Source organism: Nonomuraea sp. NPDC049129 (genome assembly GCF_040648495.1).
Lineage (GTDB): Bacteria > Actinomycetota > Actinomycetes > Streptosporangiales > Streptosporangiaceae > Nonomuraea.
Genome location: NZ_JBEZDU010000006.1, coordinates 641,227 through 660,000 on the forward strand (window position 1 = coordinate 641,227; position 18,774 = coordinate 660,000).

Here is an 18,774-nt window from a genome sequence, read left to right on the forward strand (position 1 = left end):
AGTCGTCCTACGGCGGATCAGTGCAAAGTGAGGACCTGGTGCCTACCTCGAAACGCCCGCGCCACCCCGTCGTCGCCGTCACCGGTGCCGCCTCGGGCATCGGCCGCGAGCTGCTCGCAAAGCTCGTATCCTCCGCGGATTTCCGCAGGGTGGTGGCCATTGACGAGGAACGCGGTGACGTCCAGGAAGCCACGTGGAGAGTGATCGACGTACGAGATCCGCTCTTGGCGAACCGCATCTCCGACATCGACGTCCTGGTCCACCTGGCCGGTGACTACGCCGTCGACTCCGATCCCGCCGAGCGGCGCGCGTACAATCTGCGAGCTGCGCAAACGGTGCTCACCGCCAGCGCCGCCGCGCGCGTCCGGCGCGTCGTGCTGGTCACGAGCGCGATGGTGTACGGCGCCGCGCCCGAGAACGACGTGCCCCTGCCCGAGGAGTCCCCGGTCGCGGCCGAACCCGACACGGGGGTCGTGGGCGACTATCTGGAGATCGAGGCGCTCGTACGCAGATCGTCGCGCAGCCACCCCGGCCTGGAGGTGACGGTGCTGAGGCCCGCGGCCGTGGTCGGCCCCGGCATCGACACGGTCATCACCCGCCACTTCGAGTCGCCGAGGCTGCTCACCGTCAAGGGTTGCTCGCCGCGCTGGCAGTTCTGCCACGTCGACGACCTGATCACGGCGCTGGAGCTGGCCGCGCGCGGGGTGGTGACGGGCGTGGCCGCCGTCGGCTCTGACGGCTGGCTGGAGCAGGAGCAGGTCGAGGAGCTGTCCGGATTGCGGCGCTTCGAGCTGCCGGCCGGCCTCACCTTCGGAACGGCGCAGCGCCTGCACCGGCTGGGCATCACCCCGGCCCCCGCGACGGACCTGCACTACGTCGTCTATCCGTGGGTCGTCGACTGCACGGCGCTGCGTGAGGCCGGCTGGAAGCCCGCCTGGACCAACGAGACCGTGTTCGAGCAGCTCCTGGAGCTGCGCGAGAACAGGACGACCGTGGTCGGCAGGCGTCTGCCGGTCAAGGAGGCCACGCTCACCGCCGCGGGCGCCACGGTGGCGGTCATCGGCACCGCCGCCATCGTCCGTCAGGTGCGCAAGAAGCGCCGCCTGTGACTATGTAGGCTCTGTTCGTGGACGTCATCCGGTTGCTCGGGATTCGCGAGACCTCGCTCTCGGTGGACGAGGTGCTGGCCGCTGTGGGGGACCACGCGGCAGGGGGCACCACACTCTTCGTCGGCACCGTACGCGAGCAGGACCATGGCAAGCCCGTGACCGGGCTCTCCTACTCGGCGCACCCCTCGGCCCTCGACTCGCTGCGGCAGGTGGCGGAGAAGGTGGCCGCCGACTTCCCGGTCACCGCCCTGGCGGCCGTGCACCGGGTCGGCGATCTGAAGCTCGGCGACGTCGCCGTGATCGTCGCGGTCGCCTGCCCCCACCGGGGCGAGGCTTTCGAGGCGTCACGCAGGCTGATCGACGACCTCAAGTCCCAGGTTCCGATCTGGAAACACCAAATCTTCGCCGACGGGTCGGCCGAGTGGGTCGGCGCCTGCCAATAAGCTCGTCTTCATGTCGCGACGCGCCTTGACCCTGCTGGTTGCGGGTTTCCTCGTGCTAGCGCTCGGTGTCGCAGGGGCTTTCCTGCCCGTGCCGTACGTCGTACTGAGTCCTGGGCCGACCGAGAACACCATCGGGGAGGTCGACAAGAAGCCCGTGATCACGATCAGCGGGCATCAGACCTTTCCCACGAAGGGCGCGCTACGCCTGGTCACGGTGGCTTACCAGGGTGGGCCGAGCAGCAGGATCGATCTGCTGACCGCGTTGCGCGGCTGGGTGGATCCGACGGTCGCGGTCGTCCCCGAGGAGACCATCTTCCCCAAGTCCCGCTCGCCCAAGGAGGTCGAGGAGGAGAACACGGTCGAGATGACCAACTCCCAGGACTTCGCCACCGCGGCCGCGCTGACCGAGCTCAAGATCCCCTTCGGCATGAAGGTCTCGGTCGCGTCCACGCAGAAGGGCAAGCCGGCCGACGGCAAGCTGAAGCAGGGCGACGAGATCAGCGAGGTCGACGGCAAGCCGGTGGTGAACGTCAAGACCGTCAGCGACGCCGTGAAGGCGCACAAGCCCGGCGACGCCGTGGCTTTCACCGTCACGAGGGGCAAGGACAAGAGCCAGGTCAGCGTGCCTACCGTGGCGGACAATGATGGTCAGGCCGTCGTGGGCGTGATCATGCAGGAGAGTTACAAGTTCCCGTTCAAGGTCGACATCAACGTGGGTGACGTCGGCGGGCCGAGCGCCGGGCTGATGTTCTCGCTCGGCATCCTCGACAAGCTGACCCCCGGAGAGATCACCGGCGGTAAGGACATCGCCGGCACCGGCACCATCCAGGCGTCAGGCGAGGTCGGACCCATCGGCGGCATCGCCCAGAAGATGGTCGGCGCCCGCAAGTCCGGCGCGACCGTGTTCCTCACCCCGCCGGACAACTGCGCCGAGGCCATGAAGGCCGTCCCCGACGGGCTCCGCCTGGTGAAGGCCGAGACGCTGCACGCCGCGGTGGGCGCGCTTGAGGCACTGCGCACCGGCAAGGGCGATGTGCCCGCTTGCGCTGCTGGATGAAACTTCTGGCGAATGCCATCCGTTAGCCGTACGGCTGGCACAGCGGTGTAGGTTGCCAGACACGGACCGTTTGTTCATCACGACGAGGGGTTGGCCTTGAGCTTCCGGACCCCAGGAGCCGGCGGCAGGGCAATGCGTTTGCCCCGCCGACCGCGACTGCTTCTTCCAGTTGCGATCGCGCTCGTGGCGATTGTGGCGCTATTTTTCCTATTTTCCGGTATTTATACCGATTATTTGTGGTTCGACACGGTCGACCCTGGAGTCGACTACACCTCTGTCTTCTCCGGCGTGCTCCTGACGGAGATCGTGCTGTTCCTGGTCGGAGCGGTGCTCATGGTCGGCATCGCCGGCGGCAACATGCTGCTGGCCTTCCGGATGCGGCCGATGTTCGGCCCGGCCATGTTCGGTGGCGGCAGCGGCGCCGACCGCTATCGGATGGCGCTCGACCCCCACCGCAAGCTGATCTTCATCGTCGGCATGGGCCTGCTCGCGCTCTTCGCGGGCTCGTCGTTCGCCGGGGAGTGGACGACCTGGCTGCAGTTCATCAACGGGGTGCCCTTCGGCACGAAGGATCCCCTGTTCGGGATGGACGTGTCGTTCTTCATGTTCGACTATCCGTTCATCCGGATGATCCTCAACTTCCTGTTCACCGCCGTGATCATCTCGATCATCCTGGCGGGGATCACGCACTACCTCTACGGCGGCTTCCGGCTGCAGTCACCCGGCGTGCACGCCTCCCGCGCGGCGCGTGCCCACCTGTCGGTGCTGCTCGGTGTGTTCGTGCTGCTCAAGGCCGTCGCCTACTGGATCGACCGCTTCGGGCTCGTCTTCTCCGACCGCGGCTTCGTCCACGGCGCCTCCTACACCGACGTCAACGCGGTGCTCCCGGCCAAGACCATCCTGGCCATCATCGCGCTGATCTGCGCCGCTCTGTTCTTCGCTGGAGTCATACGCCCCGGTGGCATGCTGCCCGGTGTCTCCTTCGGCCTGCTCGTGCTCTCGGCCATCCTGATCGGCGGCGTCTACCCGGCGCTGGTCGAGCAGTTCCAGGTCAAGCCCAACCAGCAGCTCAAGGAGTCGGCTTACATCCAGCGCAACATCGACGCCACGCGGGCGTCGTACAACGTCGACAAGACGGAGATCCTGCCCTACACGGCGGAGGCCGACCCGACCAAGGTCCAGACCGGCGGCGACGCCTCTGTGTCCGGCGTCCGGCTGCTCGACCCCGCGCTGGTCTCCGCGACCTATGAGCAGACCCAGCGCATCCGCGGTTTCTACGGCTTCTCCGCCCAGCTCGACGTCGACCGCTATCCCGATGCCAGCGGCAAGCAGGTCGACCACGTCGTCGGCGTACGCGAGCTGCTCGGAGCACCCGAGGGCCAGAACAACTGGATCAACAACGCCCTCGTCTACACCCACGGTTACGGCATCGTGGCGGCGCCCGGCAACGAGGTCACCGACCCCGGTGGCCTGCCCGACTACGACGCCAAGGACATGCCGGTCGTCGGCCCGCTGGTCAACTCGACCAAGCTGAAGGAGCCGCGGGTCTACTTCGGTGAGAGCCCGGCGTCCGGCGAATACGTCATCGCGGGCGGCAACCCGAACAACCCGCAGGAGCTCGACTACCCGGAAACGGGCGGCACCGAGCAGAAGAACACCACCTACACCGGCAAGAGCGGTGTCCCGGTCGGCTCGTTCCTCAACCGGCTGGTCTACGCGGCCAAGTACGGCGAGAAGAACATCCTGCTCTCGGGTGACGTCAACGACAACTCCAAGATCCTTTACGTGCGCAACCCGCGCGAACGAGTCCAGAAGGTCGCGCCGTTCCTGACCCTCGACGGCAACCCCTACCCGTCGATCGTCGACGGGCGGATCACCTGGATCATCGACGGTTACACGACCTCCAACGAATACCCCTACGCGCAGAGCGAGAGCCTGGGCGACATGACCCGCGACCGCAACACCGACCGCCGCGTGGTCGCCCAGCAGCCGCAGGACAAGGTCAACTACATCCGCAACTCGGTCAAGGCCACGGTCGACGCCTACGACGGCACGGTCACGCTGTACGCCTGGGACGACAAGGACCCGGTGCTCAAGACCTGGAGCAAGGCCTTCCCCGGCATCATCCAGCCGGAAGCGAAGATGAGCGCCGACCTCAAGGCCCACGTCCGCTACCCGGAAGACCTCTTCAAGGTGCAGCGCTACATCCTGTCGCGCTATCACATCACCACCCCCGCCGCCTTCTACAGCGGCCAGGACTTCTGGAACGTCCCGAGCGACCCGTCACAGGGCGACACCAACACCAAGCAGCCGCCCTACTACGTGACCACCACGATGCCCGACCAGAACCCGGCGCCGACGTTCTCGCTGACGACGACGTTCGTCCCGAAATCGGGGCCCAACCTGGCGGCCTTCATGGCGGTCGACTCGGTGGCCGGCCCTGACTACGGCAAGCTGCGCATCCTGCGCATGCCATCCAATACCCCCATTCCGGGCCCCGGACAGGCACAGAACGCCTTCCAGAGCCGATTCGCCGGCGAACTCAACCTGCTGGGCGTGGGTGCCTCGTCGGTCAGATACGGAAATCTGCTGACTCTGCCCTATGCCGGGGGGTTGGTGTACATCGAGCCGGTGTACATTCAGGTTGCCGCGGGTGGGGGTCAGGAGCCGTATCCGATCCTGCAGCGCGTACTGGTGTCGTTCGGCAGCAAGATCGGTGTCGCCCGCACCCTCGATGACGCGCTGAAACAGGTCTTCGGCGGAGAGCAGCAGCAGACGACGCCCAACAACGAGCAGGCCAAACCCAACCAGAACACCACTGCTCTGAAGTCGGCGATCGACAGCGCGCAGAGCGCCTACAACGACGCCCAGAAGGCCCTGCAGTCAAGCCCGCCCAACTGGGACGAGTACGGCAAGGCCCAGAAGCGGCTGCAAGACGCGCTGAAGGCGTTGGAGGGGCTGGGCGCTCTGCCGTCCACCGCCACCACCCCGACGCCGTCACCTACGGCTTCTCCGTCGGCGTCACCCACGGTGTCACCGTCGACCTCCGCCACCCCGACGCCCACCGCAACCCCCACGCCGACAGGCGGTACGTAGCCTCTTCGATTTGCGTCCACCCCGTGCCGCCTATAGTCTTTAGACACACACCGACGCGGGGTGGAGCAGTTCGGTAGCTCGCTGGGCTCATAACCCAGAGGTCGCAGGTTCAAATCCTGCCCCCGCTACCAAGTCGAAAAGGCCCTCCGGGATAATCCTGGAGGGCCTTTTCGCATCTAGCCACAATGGGCCTCGCTTCGCTCGGGCTGTGTTACTTGGGGCGGTGCACAAGGGCTTCGTCTGGTGCGCTTGGTGCTCTCGGAGCTCAGGCGCTGCTTCCAGTCGCGCCGGAGCCGCGACCCCTGAAGAGCCTCCGCTTCGCTCCGGACGCCTTCCACAGGCACGCCTGCAGCGCGCAAAACCCCGCGAACACCGCTTCGGTGGTGCAGGGCGACGTTGTCCACCGCCACCACCCACACCGCACCGACCGGCGGCTCGGGATGCGATCGGACCAGTCGCAACAGGGTGCCCTTGGTGACCGGCACCTCCAGTCAGCCGCCAACCGGGAGCCCGGCCGAGGCCATGCTCACCGCCACAGACGTCAACACCCTGCGTTGCAGCGGCGTGAATCGGACGTACGGACTGGTCAGGCCCTCGACCTGCTCGGCGAACGTCGCCGCCGCACACCCGGTGTTCATGCACTTGAAACGCCGTATCATCACCGCCGGCACGGCCTTGATCCCGCTCGGCGCGGCGTCGGCCAGCCGCTGAACGTACCGGTCATGCACCCGGCCCGACGCCACACCGCAATGCGGGCACACTCCCTCATCGGCTCAGCATCGGGCATGCACGCTCGCCAACCCCGCGACCCGCTCCACGACCTCGACCACAATCCCCGCCCAATGCGGGAGCAACTCCTCAACGCATCCCGGAACAGACCCCGCACACGATCAACTACCGGATCGTTCCACGTCCCAAGATCAGTGACAGACCCCGTTCGGGCTCTGCACTGAACCCCCGCACGCCGACACGAGCTCTCACGAACTGCTCCTGTCAGCGGCGAAATGCCCTATGAATGTCCTGCTGGTTACCTGGCGCCAAGCCTTCTTGAACATTAGCGTGAATGACGCAACATGGGTGCCGAAATTGTCGGCACCTCCAGAAATACGTCTGGCTTCAATCGCGTGGAACCGAATGGGCGGTCGCTTCTCTGCTGGGCAAATAGTGGTCGCCTATACCGGTTCCGCGCTTGACGTAGCCGGCCGTATGACGATGAAACGACTGGAAGGAAGCGGAGAAATGAAGCGAAACGTGACCGGAAGAATTGCCATTGCCGCGATCGGCGGCCTCTCGGCTCTGCTGATCTCCGTCAGTCCCGCACAGGCCAAGGAAACGGCGGGTCACTGGTACGGCCCCTATTCCACTCAGGGAATTTGCGAATACTGGAGGAACGGTGTGCAGGCAGGCGGGACACAGACCCATCCCTGCTTCGATGACCAGGGCTGGTACTTCTGGGCAGCGTCCTGAGTGGTCAGCACTCCCAACCGCACGCCCATCGCCAGGCAGGCGGATTCCAGGAAGGTCCGTCCAGGGCACTGAGCCATCACCGTTGTTCCTCGTGTGTCACGGTGGCCAACCCTTCTTCCACCGGCAGGCCAAGGGGCGCACACTCGAGGCATGATGATCCGGCGCATCAGTGCGGGCCTCGCGGTGCTGCTGACGATCGCCTACCTGGCCTATCTCGCGGCGATCCCGTTCGGCCTGATGGCGCAGCGGCTCGAAGTGCACGAGCTGGTGCTGGCAGCCGGGCTGCTGGTCGGGGTCTGCCTCACGGCCTCGTCGTACTCCATCACCGATCTCTCGATCGGAGCGGGCGGCGTCAGCGCCAGGCTGGACAGGGCCGAGGCCAAGCAGCGCGTGCTGGAGTCCGAGCTGCGGGCGCTGCAGGTGGCGTTGAGTGGGCTGGTGACCAAGTATGAGTGGGGTCATCTGCGGCGGCTCGCGGCGGAGGGGCCCGTGCCCGCGCAATTCCGGCAGGACAGAAAGCTGCAGATGGAGCTCGAACGGCTCGACGCCATGGGGTTCGTCGAGCCGGTCGACCCGCGAGGGCTGAACGCGATTCCGCAGGACTACGGGCACACCTACGAGGAGTTCGACCTCAAGCGGTACGTCGCGATCACCGAGGCCGGCCGTGAGTACGTGCGGCTGCGTGAGCGACTCTGACCATGTCAGGCCGCCGGTTCAATTCCTGCCCCCGCTACCAGGCAAGAGGCCCTTCTGGATCTGATCCTGAAGGGCCTTTTCGCTTTCCCGTACTAGCGCGACTTCCGGATAACCGGGCTCGGACAACCTCCATACAGGATCGTCTGCGCCCGCTGGCGGATCGTGTGGCGACATCGCACTTCCTGCCCATCGCGACGCGGTGCCCCTTGACGGCAGAGGCCATGGACGGGGCAGGATAGGATCACTCTCCGCTGTGCTGCCATTACGAAGGGATATGAACGCGAAGACGCGAGCCTCCCGCGGAAACCACTCCTCGCGAGTTCGCATGATGTGCACCGCTTTGGAGTGCTCTGTCGCCAATCCCCCGAAGACAGGCGCATTGTGACCGATATAGCCGATGATGATCGCATACCCCCCAACGGCAACGTCCCTCGGTGGTGGCGCTTCCTGGCAACACTGGGCGTCGTCGGCCTGCTCGGAATCGTCGCCGACACCATGCAGATCATCAGCTTCGATGTCGGCGACGTATGGTTTCTCACCGAAGATCCGGAGCATCCTCATCCCAGTGGGATAGGCGAGTGGGTTGGGGCCGTCTGGAACATACTGCTTCAGATAAGAGCACAAGCGCCTTGGTGGTTCATCGCCCTCGTATCCGCTATAGGCATCGCGACGATGCTCGGCCCCGTGAAGGTCATCACGTGGTTGATTCGGATTCTTCGCACTCTTGCGCCGTTCATCGTCGTGGCGTGCGTCATATGGCTTCTGTGGCCGTGGATATCAGGGCCGGCGTGGAACTCCATTTCCGGTCTGGGTGATGGCATCGCCTGGGGCCCCATCGCCACCGTGCTCGCTGTCGTCCTGACGATTGCCGCTGTGCTCATCGGTGGTGTTGGCGTTCTTCTGCTCGATGAATTCGCGGACTCCACGGGGGCGATGTTGGTGATCGGCCCTTCGGCGGTACTGCTGGTCATGGCGATCAGGTGGGACTCGCTGCCGCAATGGCTGACGATCGTGCAAATAGTCGCCCTTGTTCTGCTGATCATCTCAAGCGTCGTCGCGTATATGCATGGCCGCTAGCGCGGAGGGTTAATCGCCTGCCTCGCGCGTCTTACGGGCAAGGAATGCACAGTGTCCGAGACCTGCCAGAGCGCAAAACGTCGAACCGACCGAAACCCCGATCAAGAGCCACTGAGGCCAGGTCTGGACGGGGCCGCCGCCGTGGGGCACCCAGAGCATGAAGCTCAAGGTGGCGAGTCCGCAGAGTAGGAGTCCGGTGCTCAGGCGGCTGTATGCACGGCGGGGGATCGACCGCCCTAATCGCCACAGGAGCACGGGTAGGGAGAACTGCGTGAAAGTGCTCATCGCGCCACCCACGAAGGTGGCCACGAGATGACCGAGCGGTGCTTGGAAGCCGCCGTGGTCGGCCCAGTCGTACTTCTTGGCCAGCCATGAGCCGGTCGCCCACATCAGCGTGAGAATCACGTAAAGGGCGAGGAACGCACCGATGGAATCGGGGAACGAATCGCTCCGTTTGCGATCATCGGTGGAAGGCGTGTCGCTCATGACGGGCCCTTCGGGAAGGTGGTCGGCGCCTGCCACTGCGGCCCCGCGGAGCGCGACGAGACAACCGGCGGCGGGCAGGGAGACCGACGGGGCGTACGCCAGGTGGGAGAGCCGGGGCAAGAGTCGTCCTGACGTAGGTCAGCGGCCTGAGATGAGGTTGGCGATGCGGGCGTAGGCCGAGGTCGTGGTGCCGCCGTCGTTCTCGTGCCGATCCGCCGCCCTGAAGAGCGCGTAGATGAGCTGCACCCCCGTCCATCGCAGCGGCTCCGGCTCCCACTGCCTGACCTGGCGGCCCACCCAGGGCAGTGCCGTCAGCTCGGTGTCGCGGCGCAGCACCAGGTCGCGCAGCGTACGGCCGGCCAGGTTCGTGGTGGTGACGCCGCTGCCCACGTAACCGCCCGCCCAGCCGAGGCCGGTCGTGTGGTCGAGGTGCACCGTGGAGCACCAGTCGCGCGGCACGCCGAGCACGCCGCACCACGAGTGCTGGACGCGGGCGTCGGCCGCGGCGGGGAACAGCTTGACCAGCATCCGCCACAGCAGCGCCACGGTCTGCGCCTGCGTGGCGCCTCGGGAATCGGTGCGCGATCCGTACCGGTACGGCACGCCGCGCCCGCCGATCGCGATCCGGTCGTCCGCGGTGCGTTGGGCGTAGATGTAGGCGTGCGCCTCGTCGCCGAGCAACTCGTTGCCCGACCAGCCGATGTGCTTCCACACCTCGGCGGGCAGCGGCTCGGTGACGATCATGGAGCTGTTCATCGGCAGCCACTGCCGGTGCTGCCCGGCGAGGCTGGCGGTGAACCCCTCGGTGGCGCGGATGACGTACTCGGCCGAGACGACGCCGCGCGAGGTCACCGCCGACGCCACACCGCCCTGGCGAGGGCGGATCTCGGTCACCGTGGTGTTCTCGAAGATGTCCACGCCCAGCGCGGCGACCGTCGAGGCGAGTCCGACGGCCAGCTTGGCGGGCTGGATGCGGGCGCAGTGCGGCGAGTACGTGGCCTCCAGGGTCCCCGCCACCTGCAGGCGTTCCTGCTGCTCGTCCCGGGACATCACCCTGAGGTCGTCCTCCCCGTACCCCCAGGTGCGCAGCGAGGACAGCTCCTCGCGCAGGCGGCGGCGCTGGGCGGGGTTGGTCGCGACGTGCACCAGGCCGCCCTTGTGGATGTCGGCCTCGATGCCCTCCTGGCGGGTCACCTCGATGACCTCGTCGACCGACCGGAACATGGCGTGCTGCAGGTCGATCATCGCCTGGCGGCCCCGGGCCTTGGCGTACCGCTTGCGCGAGCCGGCGAACTCCGCCGACAGCCAGCCGCCGTTGCGCCCGGACGCGCCGAATCCGGCGAACTCCCGTTCCAGGATCGCGATCCGCAGGTCGGGCTGGGCCTTCTTGAGGTAGTACGCGGTCCACAGGCCCGTGTAGCCACCGCCGACGATCACCACGTCGTACGAGCGGGACCCGGGCAGCGCCGCCCGGCGGTCCGGCACGCCGATCTGCCGGTACCAGAAGGAGACGCCGCCGTTGGCGAAGTCCTCGGTCAGCGGGATGCCTTTCACGTGAGCACTGCCTCCACATCACTTTCGTCGGCCAGGTGAGCGTGACCTCGTCACCGCGACAGGGTTGGTCACGCGGGTGTGGGCGGACTGATCGTCCAGAGGACCTCGGCTGTCTCGTCGCCGTCATTGACCACGCGGTGAGGCACCGACGTGCGGTACTCCACGCTGTCGCCGGCCGCCAGGACGTGCGGGGTGGCCGCGTCGGTGGGGCCGAGCCAGAGAGTCACCTGGCCGCGCACGATGAGGAAGATCTCCTGGGAGTCGCCGTGGGTGTACGGCTCGTCCCCGGTGGAGGAGCCCGGGTCGAGTTCTCCGGCGTACACCTCCAGGTTCTGCAGGGGGCGCTGGGAGATCAGGTACTTGCGGGTGCCGGGTTTGGTGGGGAGTTCCGGGCGTTCGGCGCGGCGTAGCACCCGGTGTCCGACCTCGTCCTGCTCGTTGAACAGGTCGGCCACCGTGATCCCGAGAGCCCCGGCGATCCGCCGCAGCATCCCGATGCTCGCGCTGGTCTGCCCCCGCTCCAACTGGCTGATGAAGCTGGCGCTCGCCTTGGCCTCGGCGGCGAGTCCACGAACGGTCATCTGACGCATGTTCCGGTAGGCCCGGATACGTACACCTAAGTATTCGGTCTCCGACTCCGTCATCGAACCTCTTGATCGACTTGACTGAACAAGTTGTTAAGTGGCAATGAAGGGACCGTACATAGCATGCGAAGACCCAACAAGGGGGCGTTAGATAACGAATCGGTCACTGGCCCGGTCGGGCGAGAGATCAACACGGGGGGTCTGTACGACCTTGCCGAGGCCGCTCGCGGCGAGGATCTTCGCGCAGCATAATGACCGGTATAAAGCCGACAGTTTCGCTGCCTTCCCCCTCCACGACAGAAACGAGAAATGCCGTGAAAGCCTGGATCTTCCTAGTCCTCGGCGTTCTCCTGGTCCTGATGGGCGCCCTGTGGACGCTTCAAGGGCTGGGCGTCGTCGGCGGCAGCGTGATGAGCGGCGTTACTCTCTGGGCCATCATCGGCCCCATCGTCCTCATCGTCGGCGCTGTTGTCGCCTTCCTCGGAATACGCGGGCTGCGGCAGCCGCGCGGCTAATAGCCCGCCGTTCAGGCATATTTCGAGGTATCAATGGATCATGACGGCACGCTATGACGGCCTGGCCGAGTGGTACGACGACCTCATCGTCCCGAACCTCGCGGACGTGACCGAACTCCTGGGCCCAGGCGACGGGACGTGCCTGGACCTGGGCTGTGGCACCGGGCGCTACCTCGACGCGATCCGATCCACCGGCAGGACCGTCGTGGGGCTCGACCGATCACGCGACCAGTTGCGCCTTGCCCGCCGCCGGGACCTCGCGCCGCTGCTCCAGGGTGACGGGACGGGCCTGCCGTTCGCCTCAGGGGTGTTCGGCACCGTCACCATGCTCTGGGTGTCCACGGACATCGGCGACTTCCCCGGACTGCTCGTGGAGGCGGCCCGGGTGCTCCGCCCCGGCGGATTGCTGCTGTTCTACGGGGTGCACCCGTGCTTCAACGGCCCGCACATCGAGAACCGCGAGGACGGCGCGCTGATCATCCATCCCACGTATCACCTCAAAGGCTGGCATCAGCGCGGGTCCTGGTGGCGCCAGGGCGGGATCAGGGAGCGAGTCGGGATGAGTCAGGTGCCGCTGCCGGATCTGATCAACGCCTTCATCGACGCCGGGCTCGCCATCGAGCGGGTGTACGAACCGGGCGAGCAGCCCATCCCTAGCATCCTGGCCATCAGGGCCTCCGCTCACTGAAGGCGCGTGCTCAGGTGGGAGAGCACGTGGGGACGGGCGCGGTGTTGGTGCCGTTCCAGGAGGCCAGGAAGCCGAAGGTGGCCGAGGCTCCGGCGGCCAGGGTGCCGTTCCAGGCCACGTTCCGCACGCTCACGGCGGCCCCGCTCGCGCTGAGAGTGCCGCCCCAGATCTGGGTGATCTGCTGACCGTTGGCGAACGTCCAGCGGACCGTCCAGGCGTTCGTCGTCGCGGCCCCGGTGTCTTGACCGTGACCTCACCCTGGAAGCCGCCCGTCCACTGCCCGACGTTCTTGAACGTCGCCGTGCAACCACCTACCGGGGTCGGGGTCGGGGTGGGGGTGCTTCCCCCTGGGGTCAGGAAGTTCGCCAGCGCCGGGTACCAGCGGTCGGACATCTTCTGGTCGCGGGATTGCTCGCCCGCATCTGGTTCACCAGCGTGGTGAGCGCGCTGAGGATCGTCGCGGGCGCGATGTTGCTCCACACGTCGTTGGTCCCGAAGTGCATGACCACGATGATGATCCTGATGGCGGCGGCGCCGGCCGGTGTGGTGGTCAGGAAAGGCACCGTTCCGATCAGGGTCAGCATCGCCACCAGCAAGGCGCTCGTCCTCGACATCGTCGGCTCCCGAAGATCGTGGGTCTGCCGAGAGCGTAGGAGCGCGGAGCGGCGGCGGGAAGGCGACCGGCTCTGGAGGTCCCGCGACCTGCGGCGTTTGCCCGGAACGGCGGGTAACTTTCAGGGCCATCGCCGTGAATTGACCACCTGTTCCACCTGATGCTTACATGATTACATGGACAACGAAGCAGTGCCGAGCCTCTACGAGTGGGCGGGCGGGGTGGAGGCGCTGGAGCGGCTCACCGAGGTGTTCTACCAGCACGTCAAGAAGGACGAGCTGATCGGGCCGCTGTTCGCGCACATGGACCCCGGCCATCCCCGATACGTGGCGATGTGGCTCGGTGAGGTGTTCGGCGGCCCCGACCGCTACACCAAGGAGCGCGGCGGCTACCCCCACATGCTCTCCCAGCACCTCGGCAAGGCCATCACCGAGCCGCAGCGGCGCAGGTGGGTCAACCTGCTCATGGACGCCGCCGACGAGGTCGGACTGCCCGACGACCCCGAGTTCAGGGCCGCCTTCGCCGGCTACATCGAGTGGGGCACCCGGCTGGCGGTGCACAACTCCCAGCCCGGCGCGAAGCCTCCGGCCAGGGCTCCGGTGCCCCACTGGGGCTGGGGCGTCGCTCCGCCGTACCAGCCGTAGACAGGCCGTCGCGTCCCTGGTCGTAGCCTGGAGGTCACAGACTTACCACCGGGGAGCGAGGCATGACACGCGGGCGGCTGCGCATCTACCTCGGCGCGGCCCCCGGCGTGGGCAAGACGTTCGCGATGCTCGCCGAGGCGGCCCGCGCCAGGGAACGCGGCCGCGACGTGGTCGTCGGCTTCGTCGAGACCCACGATCGCGCCCGTACGGCCGCCCTGCTCGACGGGCTGGAGACGATCCCCCGCAAAACGCTCGTCCACCGAGGCGCCACGTTCACCGAACTCGACGTGGCCGCCGTCATCGAACGCGCGCCGAAGGCCGCGCTGATCGACGAACTGGCCCACACCAACGTCCCGGGTTCGAAGAACGCCAAACGTTGGCAGGACGTCGACGAGATCCTCGACGCGGGCATCGACGTCGTCTCCACCGTCAACATCCAGCACCTCGAATCGCTCAACGACGTGGTACGCCAGATCACCGGCGTCCCGCAGCGCGAGACCGTCCCCGACGAGGTGGTACGCCGGGCCGAACGCATCGAGCTCGTCGACATGTCCCCCGAGGCGCTGCGCCGCCGGATGGCGCACGGCAACGTCTACGCCCCCGACAAGGTCGACGCGGCCCTGTCCAACTACTTCCGCGTCGGCAACCTCACCGCGCTGCGCGAGCTGGCCCTGCTCTGGGTCGCCGGCAAGGTGGACGACCAGCTCATCCGCTACCGGGCGGACCATGGCATAGCGGGCACCTGGGAGGCCCGCGAACGAGTCGTCGTCGCGCTCACTGGGGGCCCCGAGGGCGACACGCTGATCAGGCGGGCCGCCAGGATCGCCGCCAGGTCCAAGAGCGTCGACCTGCTGGCCGTACACGTGACCAGGCCCGACAGTCCGGCGTCCGACGGCGAGCCGGCGACGCTCGTACGCCGTCGCGCGCTCGTCGAGAGCCTGGGCGGCACCTATCACCAGGTCGTGGGCGACGACGTCCCGCGCGCGCTGCTGGAGTTCGCCCGCGGCGCGAACGCGACGCAGCTCGTGCTCGGCGCGTCCAGGCGGGGCCGGTTCGCGCAGATCCTTTCGCGCGGCGTGGGCGTCACGGCGACCGCCTTGTCCGGCTCGATCGACGTCCACCTGGTGCCGCACGAGGCGGTTCGGAGCGTACGCGGCCCCGCCCGCTCGCCGGCCGCGCTGAACCGGGACCGGCGGATCGCCGGCTGGGCGCTGGCGCTGCTCGCGGTGCCGCTGCTCACGGCCGTCATGCTGACGTTCGCCGAGCGGCTCACGCTGCCGAGCGAGATCCTGCTCTTCCTGCTGCTGGTGGTCGCCGTCGCGCTGGTGGGCGGCAGATGGCCGGCGCTGACGGCGGCGGTGCTCGGCTTCGCACTGCTGAACTGGTTCTTCACGCCGCCCCTCCACACGCTGACGATCTCCGCGCCGGAGAACCTGTTCGCGCTGTCCACCTTCGTGCTGGTCGCCGCGATGGTCAGCACGGTCGTCGACCAGGCGGCCCGCCGCAGCAGGGAGGCCGCCCGCTCACGCGCCGACGCCGAGGTGCTGTCCACGCTGGCCGGCCACGTCCTGCGTGGCGACGCGGCGCTGCCGTCCCTGCTGGCCAGGCTCAAGGAGGTGTACGGCCTGGAGTCCGTCACGCTGCTGGAGCGCGACGGCGACTCATGGCATGTCGCGGCCACGGCCGGGGGGCCGCCGTCCACCTCGCCGGGCCACGCCGACACCGACGTGCCCATCGACGACGACCTGGTGCTCGCCGTACGGGGGAGGCTGCTCGACGCGGCCGACCGGCAGGTGCTCGAGGCGTTCGCGGCGGAGTCGGCGGTGGCCCTGCGGCAGGAACGCCTGCGTGCGGAGGCCGACCGGGCCAGGCCGCTGGCCGAGGCCGACAGGATGCGTACCGCCCTGCTCGCGGCCGTCAGCCACGACCTGCGCAACCCGCTCGCGGCGGCCAGGGCCGCGGTCGACGGCCTGCGCGGCACAGAGGTCGACTGGACCCCCGAGGACCGCGAAGAACTGCTGGCCACGGCCGGTGAGTCGCTCATCAAACTCGACCGGCTGGTGTCGAACCTCCTCGACATGAGCCGCCTGCAGGCGGGCGTGCTCGGCGTCACGCTGGAACCGCTGGCCGTCGAGGACGTCGTCCCCCAGGCGATCGCCGAGCTCGGACCGCTGCGCTCGCGCGTCCATGACGGGTTCACCGGCGAGGTACCGGAGTTCATGGCCGACGCGGCGCTGCTGGAGCGGGTGCTGGTGAACCTGATGTCCAACGCCGTCCGCTTCAGCCCGCCCGGTGGCCAGGTGGTGATCTCCGCGAGCGCGTACGGCGAGCATGTCGAGATCCGCGTCATCGACCGGGGACCCGGGATTCCGCCGGAGGCGCAGGAGCGGGTGTTCCTGCCGTTCCAGCGGTTGGGCGATCGGCAGGGCGTGGGGCTGGGGCTCGGGTTGGCGCTGTCCCGGGGGCTGACGGAGGCCATGGGCGGCACGCTCACCCCGGAGGAGACGCCCGGAGGAGGCTTGACCATGACCGTCTCGTTGCGGAGGGCTCTTTGACTCGCGTGCTGGTGGTGGACGACGAACCGCAGATCCTGCGGGCGTTGCGCATCAACCTGGTGGCCAGGCACTACGAGGTAGCCGTCGCGCCGGACGGCACCGCCGCCCTGCGCCAGGCCGCCGACTGGCATCCTGACCTGGTCATTCTGGACCTAGGACTGCCGGACCTCGACGGGGTGGACGTCATCCAGGGGCTGCGCGGCTGGACGAGCGTGCCGATCATCGTGCTCTCGGGCCGGACGGGCAGCCCCGACAAGGTGGACGCCCTCGACGCGGGGGCCGACGACTACGTGACCAAGCCGTTCGGGATCGACGAATTGCTCGCGCGGATCCGCGCGGTGACGCGCCGCACCGGAACGGCCGCCGACGAGCCCGCGACGGTCCGGGTGGGGGAGCACGTGATCGATTTCGCCACGAAGACGGTCTCGGGCGGGGTACGCCTCACGCCCACGGAGTGGCACTTCCTGGAGCTGCTGGCCAGGAATCCCGGCAAGTTGATCAGCCAGCGGCAGTTGCTCAACGAGGTGTGGGGGAGTTCGTACGTGAAGGAGACCCACTATCTGCGGCAGTACATGGCGCAACTGCGCCGCAAGCTGGAACGCGACCCGGGACATCCCGTGCACCTGCTGACAGAGCCCGGAATGGGCTATCGCTTCCAGCCCTAGTCCCTACTCCTGCTCGAAGAAGAAGGAGTCCTCCAGCGGATCGGCGAAGGCGTCGGACTCACGGTCGTCCTCCTCGTTCACCCATCTGGAGATGCTCCGCGCGGCCTCGTCATCGATCTCGAGGATCCGGTGCCGTTGCGGGAGTCTGTCCAGGTACATGGCGGTGGCGGAGAGCTGTACGTCATCCCCCATGTCATGACTGATTTCGTAGAGTTGATCGCTCATGAGACTCACGCCTTGGTGATCATCAGGGTTGTCTTGCGTACGGCCCAAGCGGCCAGCGCGGCACCGAAGACCAATTGGGCGACGCGCATCCAGAGGGCTGGGGTGTCTTCAACGTAAATGACGACACCCATCCATATGAGGCTGAAACCGCCGACTAGGGCGATTGCTGCCCAGTTGAACCATCGCTGCCACATATGCGCAGTCTCGCAGCCGATCGGCCAAGTCTGGGTAAGTGAGCGGTCGTCTTCTGGTCACCTGGGCAGCGTGCGCGTGGTGACTATTTGGTAGGTCTAGTGCCGATGACGACGGTGGCGTACCGGTCCTCGGAGCCGGCCACGCGCGGGGTCAGCCCGGCGGCGGCCATGTCCTCGGCCGTCCGCGACGCTTGGCGCTCGCTCGTCTCGACCAGGAGATGACCACCCGGCGCCAGCCACGCCGGCGCCTCCGCGATCACCCGCCGCACGACGTCGAGCCCGTCGGCGCCACCGTCGAGCGCCACCAGCGGCTCGTGGACGCGGGCCTCCGAGGGCAGCAACCGGATCGCCTCGGTGGGCACATAGGGAGGGCTGGCGATCAGGATGTCGACGCGACCGCGCAGCGTGGAGGGCAACGGCTCGTAGAGGTCCCCCTCGTACACCTGACCGCCGATGGGGGCCAGGTTGCGGCGCGCGCACCGTACGGCGGCGGGGTGCAGGTCCGCGGCGTGCAACTCGACCCCTCTCTTGTCAGGGGCCGCTTCTTTGCTGAGGGCCGCGGCCAATGCCGCGCCCATCGCGCCCGTGCCACAGCACAGATCGAGGATGACGGTGGGGGAGGGACCGCTCGCTGCGGCGGCCTCGGCCTGGTCGATGAGAAACTCGGTACGGCGGCGCGGCACGAACACCTCGGGATCCACCGCGATCCGCAGCCCGCAGAACTCCGCCCACCCGAGAACATGCTCGAGAGGCAGCCCGGCGACCCGCTGGTCGACCATGGTGGTGAGCTCGTCCGGCGTCCTCGCCGTCGAGATGAGCAACTCCGCCTCGTCCTCGGCGAAGACACAGCCGGCGGCCCGGAGCCTGGTGATGATGGCGGACGGGGGGACAGGTGACGGAAAAACCGACATGAGCGCCTTTCGGAAAGCCAATGAGCGCTCCCTCGGTCACCTATGTCAGGTGGACCGCACGATCATGAGGCGGGAGCACCCAGCCTGCTGCAGCGTTAATGGGTCTCACCTCCTCGATCGGGTCCATCGCTGGGGACGGCAACATTACCGGACGTCCTGTTCGGCACGCGAGCGGCCTCTTCGTCTGGGTTCCGA

20 protein-coding genes, 1 tRNA gene and 1 pseudogene are annotated in these 18,774 nt (G+C 67.4%); 14 read left to right on the forward strand and 8 right to left on the reverse strand.

The window, feature by feature from the left end; genetic code table 11:
* Positions 1–35: 35 nt before the first annotated feature.
* The 9 genes from AB0B64_RS22565 to AB0B64_RS22605 all read left to right on the forward strand — a co-directional run bounded on the left by AB0B64_RS22565 (position 36) and on the right by AB0B64_RS22605 (position 8,945).
* Positions 36–1,109, forward strand: a complete 1,074-nt coding sequence (locus tag AB0B64_RS22565; RefSeq protein ID WP_357944621.1) for an NAD-dependent epimerase/dehydratase family protein — start codon at positions 36–38, stop codon at positions 1,107–1,109.
* A gap of 17 nt (positions 1,110–1,126) precedes the next feature.
* Positions 1,127–1,552 carry a molybdenum cofactor biosynthesis protein MoaE gene (locus AB0B64_RS22570; protein WP_357944505.1) on the forward strand — a complete coding sequence of 142 codons (426 nt, stop codon included), beginning with the start codon at positions 1,127–1,129 and terminating at the stop codon, positions 1,550–1,552.
* A gap of 10 nt (positions 1,553–1,562) precedes the next feature.
* Complete coding sequence (locus AB0B64_RS22575) at positions 1,563–2,609, forward strand: PDZ domain-containing protein (RefSeq protein ID WP_357944507.1); 1,047 nt, start codon at positions 1,563–1,565, stop codon at positions 2,607–2,609.
* A 132-nt stretch (positions 2,610–2,741) separates the two neighbouring features.
* Positions 2,742–5,705 (forward strand): UPF0182 family protein, encoded by a 2,964-nt coding sequence (locus tag AB0B64_RS22580; protein ID WP_357944510.1) that lies wholly within the window; start codon positions 2,742–2,744, stop codon positions 5,703–5,705.
* Between the two features lie 54 nt (positions 5,706–5,759).
* A tRNA-Met gene (locus AB0B64_RS22585) sits at positions 5,760–5,836 on the forward strand.
* A 343-nt stretch (positions 5,837–6,179) separates the two neighbouring features.
* Complete coding sequence (locus AB0B64_RS22590; RefSeq protein ID WP_357944513.1) at positions 6,180–6,416, forward strand: hypothetical protein; 237 nt, start codon at positions 6,180–6,182, stop codon at positions 6,414–6,416.
* Between the two features lie 300 nt (positions 6,417–6,716).
* Positions 6,717–7,172 (forward strand): hypothetical protein, encoded by a 456-nt coding sequence (locus AB0B64_RS22595; RefSeq protein WP_357944515.1) that lies wholly within the window; start codon positions 6,717–6,719, stop codon positions 7,170–7,172.
* A 150-nt stretch (positions 7,173–7,322) separates the two neighbouring features.
* A complete protein-coding gene (locus AB0B64_RS22600) occupies positions 7,323–7,868 on the forward strand; it encodes a hypothetical protein (RefSeq protein ID WP_357944518.1) in 546 nt (181 codons plus the stop codon).
* 381 nt (positions 7,869–8,249) lie between these two features.
* A complete protein-coding gene (locus AB0B64_RS22605; RefSeq protein ID WP_358179411.1) occupies positions 8,250–8,945 on the forward strand; it encodes a hypothetical protein in 696 nt (231 codons plus the stop codon).
* A 9-nt stretch (positions 8,946–8,954) separates the two neighbouring features.
* On the opposite strand, the gene AB0B64_RS22610 is transcribed toward AB0B64_RS22605, so the two are convergent.
* The 3 genes from AB0B64_RS22610 to AB0B64_RS22620 all read right to left on the reverse strand — a co-directional run bounded on the left by AB0B64_RS22610 (position 8,955) and on the right by AB0B64_RS22620 (position 11,629).
* Complete coding sequence (locus AB0B64_RS22610; RefSeq protein WP_358179413.1) at positions 8,955–9,431, reverse strand: hypothetical protein; 477 nt, start codon at positions 9,429–9,431, stop codon at positions 8,955–8,957.
* Positions 9,432–9,569: 138 nt separating this feature from the next.
* Positions 9,570–10,985 carry an FAD-binding oxidoreductase gene (locus AB0B64_RS22615; protein ID WP_358179415.1) on the reverse strand — a complete coding sequence of 472 codons (1,416 nt, stop codon included), beginning with the start codon at positions 10,983–10,985 and terminating at the stop codon, positions 9,570–9,572.
* 68 nt (positions 10,986–11,053) lie between these two features.
* Positions 11,054–11,629 (reverse strand): XRE family transcriptional regulator, encoded by a 576-nt coding sequence (locus AB0B64_RS22620; protein ID WP_357944528.1) that lies wholly within the window; start codon positions 11,627–11,629, stop codon positions 11,054–11,056.
* A 254-nt stretch (positions 11,630–11,883) separates the two neighbouring features.
* Here AB0B64_RS22620 and AB0B64_RS22625 point away from each other — a divergent pair, with 254 nt between their 5' ends.
* Positions 11,884–12,084, forward strand: coding sequence for a hypothetical protein (locus tag AB0B64_RS22625; RefSeq protein ID WP_357944531.1), 201 nt, complete (start codon positions 11,884–11,886; stop codon positions 12,082–12,084).
* Between the two features lie 40 nt (positions 12,085–12,124).
* Positions 12,125–12,772, forward strand: a complete 648-nt coding sequence (locus tag AB0B64_RS22630) for a class I SAM-dependent methyltransferase (RefSeq protein WP_358179417.1) — start codon at positions 12,125–12,127, stop codon at positions 12,770–12,772.
* A gap of 10 nt (positions 12,773–12,782) precedes the next feature.
* On the opposite strand, the pseudogene AB0B64_RS22635 reads toward AB0B64_RS22630, so the two are convergent.
* Together AB0B64_RS22635 and AB0B64_RS22640 are read right to left on the reverse strand one after the other, a co-directional pair.
* Positions 12,783–12,953: pseudogene (locus tag AB0B64_RS22635) on the reverse strand (cellulose binding domain-containing protein); the annotation flags it as partial.
* A 172-nt stretch (positions 12,954–13,125) separates the two neighbouring features.
* A complete protein-coding gene (locus tag AB0B64_RS22640; RefSeq protein ID WP_358179419.1) occupies positions 13,126–13,368 on the reverse strand; it encodes a hypothetical protein in 243 nt (80 codons plus the stop codon).
* Between the two features lie 193 nt (positions 13,369–13,561).
* Between AB0B64_RS22640 and AB0B64_RS22645 the strand changes: the two genes are divergently transcribed.
* The 3 genes from AB0B64_RS22645 (at position 13,562) to AB0B64_RS22655 (ending at position 17,249) form a co-directional block, all read left to right on the forward strand.
* A complete protein-coding gene (locus AB0B64_RS22645; protein ID WP_358179421.1) occupies positions 13,562–14,029 on the forward strand; it encodes a group II truncated hemoglobin in 468 nt (155 codons plus the stop codon).
* A gap of 62 nt (positions 14,030–14,091) precedes the next feature.
* Positions 14,092–16,584: a DUF4118 domain-containing protein gene (locus AB0B64_RS22650; protein ID WP_358179423.1), complete on the forward strand. Its 2,493-nt coding sequence runs from the start codon at positions 14,092–14,094 to the stop codon at positions 16,582–16,584.
* Positions 16,581–17,249 (forward strand): response regulator, encoded by a 669-nt coding sequence (locus AB0B64_RS22655; protein ID WP_357944547.1) that lies wholly within the window; start codon positions 16,581–16,583, stop codon positions 17,247–17,249. Before AB0B64_RS22650 ends, AB0B64_RS22655 begins: the two co-directional genes overlap by 4 nt.
* 3 nt (positions 17,250–17,252) lie before the next feature.
* On the opposite strand, the gene AB0B64_RS22660 is transcribed toward AB0B64_RS22655, so the two are convergent.
* The 3 genes from AB0B64_RS22660 to AB0B64_RS22670 all read right to left on the reverse strand — a co-directional run bounded on the left by AB0B64_RS22660 (position 17,253) and on the right by AB0B64_RS22670 (position 18,579).
* Positions 17,253–17,474 (reverse strand): hypothetical protein, encoded by a 222-nt coding sequence (locus AB0B64_RS22660; protein ID WP_357944550.1) that lies wholly within the window; start codon positions 17,472–17,474, stop codon positions 17,253–17,255.
* Positions 17,475–17,479: 5 nt separating this feature from the next.
* On the reverse strand, positions 17,480–17,605 hold the full coding sequence (locus AB0B64_RS22665; RefSeq protein ID WP_358179425.1) for a hypothetical protein: 126 nt from the start codon (positions 17,603–17,605) through the stop codon (positions 17,480–17,482).
* A 146-nt stretch (positions 17,606–17,751) separates the two neighbouring features.
* Positions 17,752–18,579 (reverse strand): putative protein N(5)-glutamine methyltransferase, encoded by an 828-nt coding sequence (locus AB0B64_RS22670; RefSeq protein WP_358179451.1) that lies wholly within the window; start codon positions 18,577–18,579, stop codon positions 17,752–17,754.
* Positions 18,580–18,774 lie beyond the last annotated feature (195 nt).

Bases quoted from the DNA above. Each gene is read 5' to 3' on its own strand.
- AB0B64_RS22575 (WP_357944507.1), top strand. From the start codon at position 1,563: ATGTCGCGACGCGCCTTGACCCTGCTGGTTGCGGGTTTCCTCGTGCTA.
- AB0B64_RS22610 (WP_358179413.1), bottom strand. From the start codon at position 9,431: ATGAGCGACACGCCTTCCACCGATGATCGCAAACGGAGCGATTCGTTC.
- AB0B64_RS22580 (WP_357944510.1), top strand. From the start codon at position 2,742: ATGCGTTTGCCCCGCCGACCGCGACTGCTTCTTCCAGTTGCGATCGCG.
- AB0B64_RS22670 (WP_358179451.1), bottom strand. From the start codon at position 18,579: ATGTCGGTTTTTCCGTCACCTGTCCCCCCGTCCGCCATCATCACCAGG.
- AB0B64_RS22630 (WP_358179417.1), top strand. From the start codon at position 12,125: ATGACGGCACGCTATGACGGCCTGGCCGAGTGGTACGACGACCTCATC.
- AB0B64_RS22645 (WP_358179421.1), top strand. From the start codon at position 13,562: ATGGACAACGAAGCAGTGCCGAGCCTCTACGAGTGGGCGGGCGGGGTG.
- AB0B64_RS22595 (WP_357944515.1), top strand. From the start codon at position 6,717: ATGAATGTCCTGCTGGTTACCTGGCGCCAAGCCTTCTTGAACATTAGC.
- AB0B64_RS22600 (WP_357944518.1), top strand. From the start codon at position 7,323: ATGATGATCCGGCGCATCAGTGCGGGCCTCGCGGTGCTGCTGACGATC.
- AB0B64_RS22650 (WP_358179423.1), top strand. From the start codon at position 14,092: ATGACACGCGGGCGGCTGCGCATCTACCTCGGCGCGGCCCCCGGCGTG.
- AB0B64_RS22665 (WP_358179425.1), bottom strand. From the start codon at position 17,605: ATGGGTGTCGTCATTTACGTTGAAGACACCCCAGCCCTCTGGATGCGC.
- AB0B64_RS22660 (WP_357944550.1), bottom strand. From the start codon at position 17,474: ATGAGCGATCAACTCTACGAAATCAGTCATGACATGGGGGATGACGTA.
- AB0B64_RS22620 (WP_357944528.1), bottom strand. From the start codon at position 11,629: ATGACGGAGTCGGAGACCGAATACTTAGGTGTACGTATCCGGGCCTAC.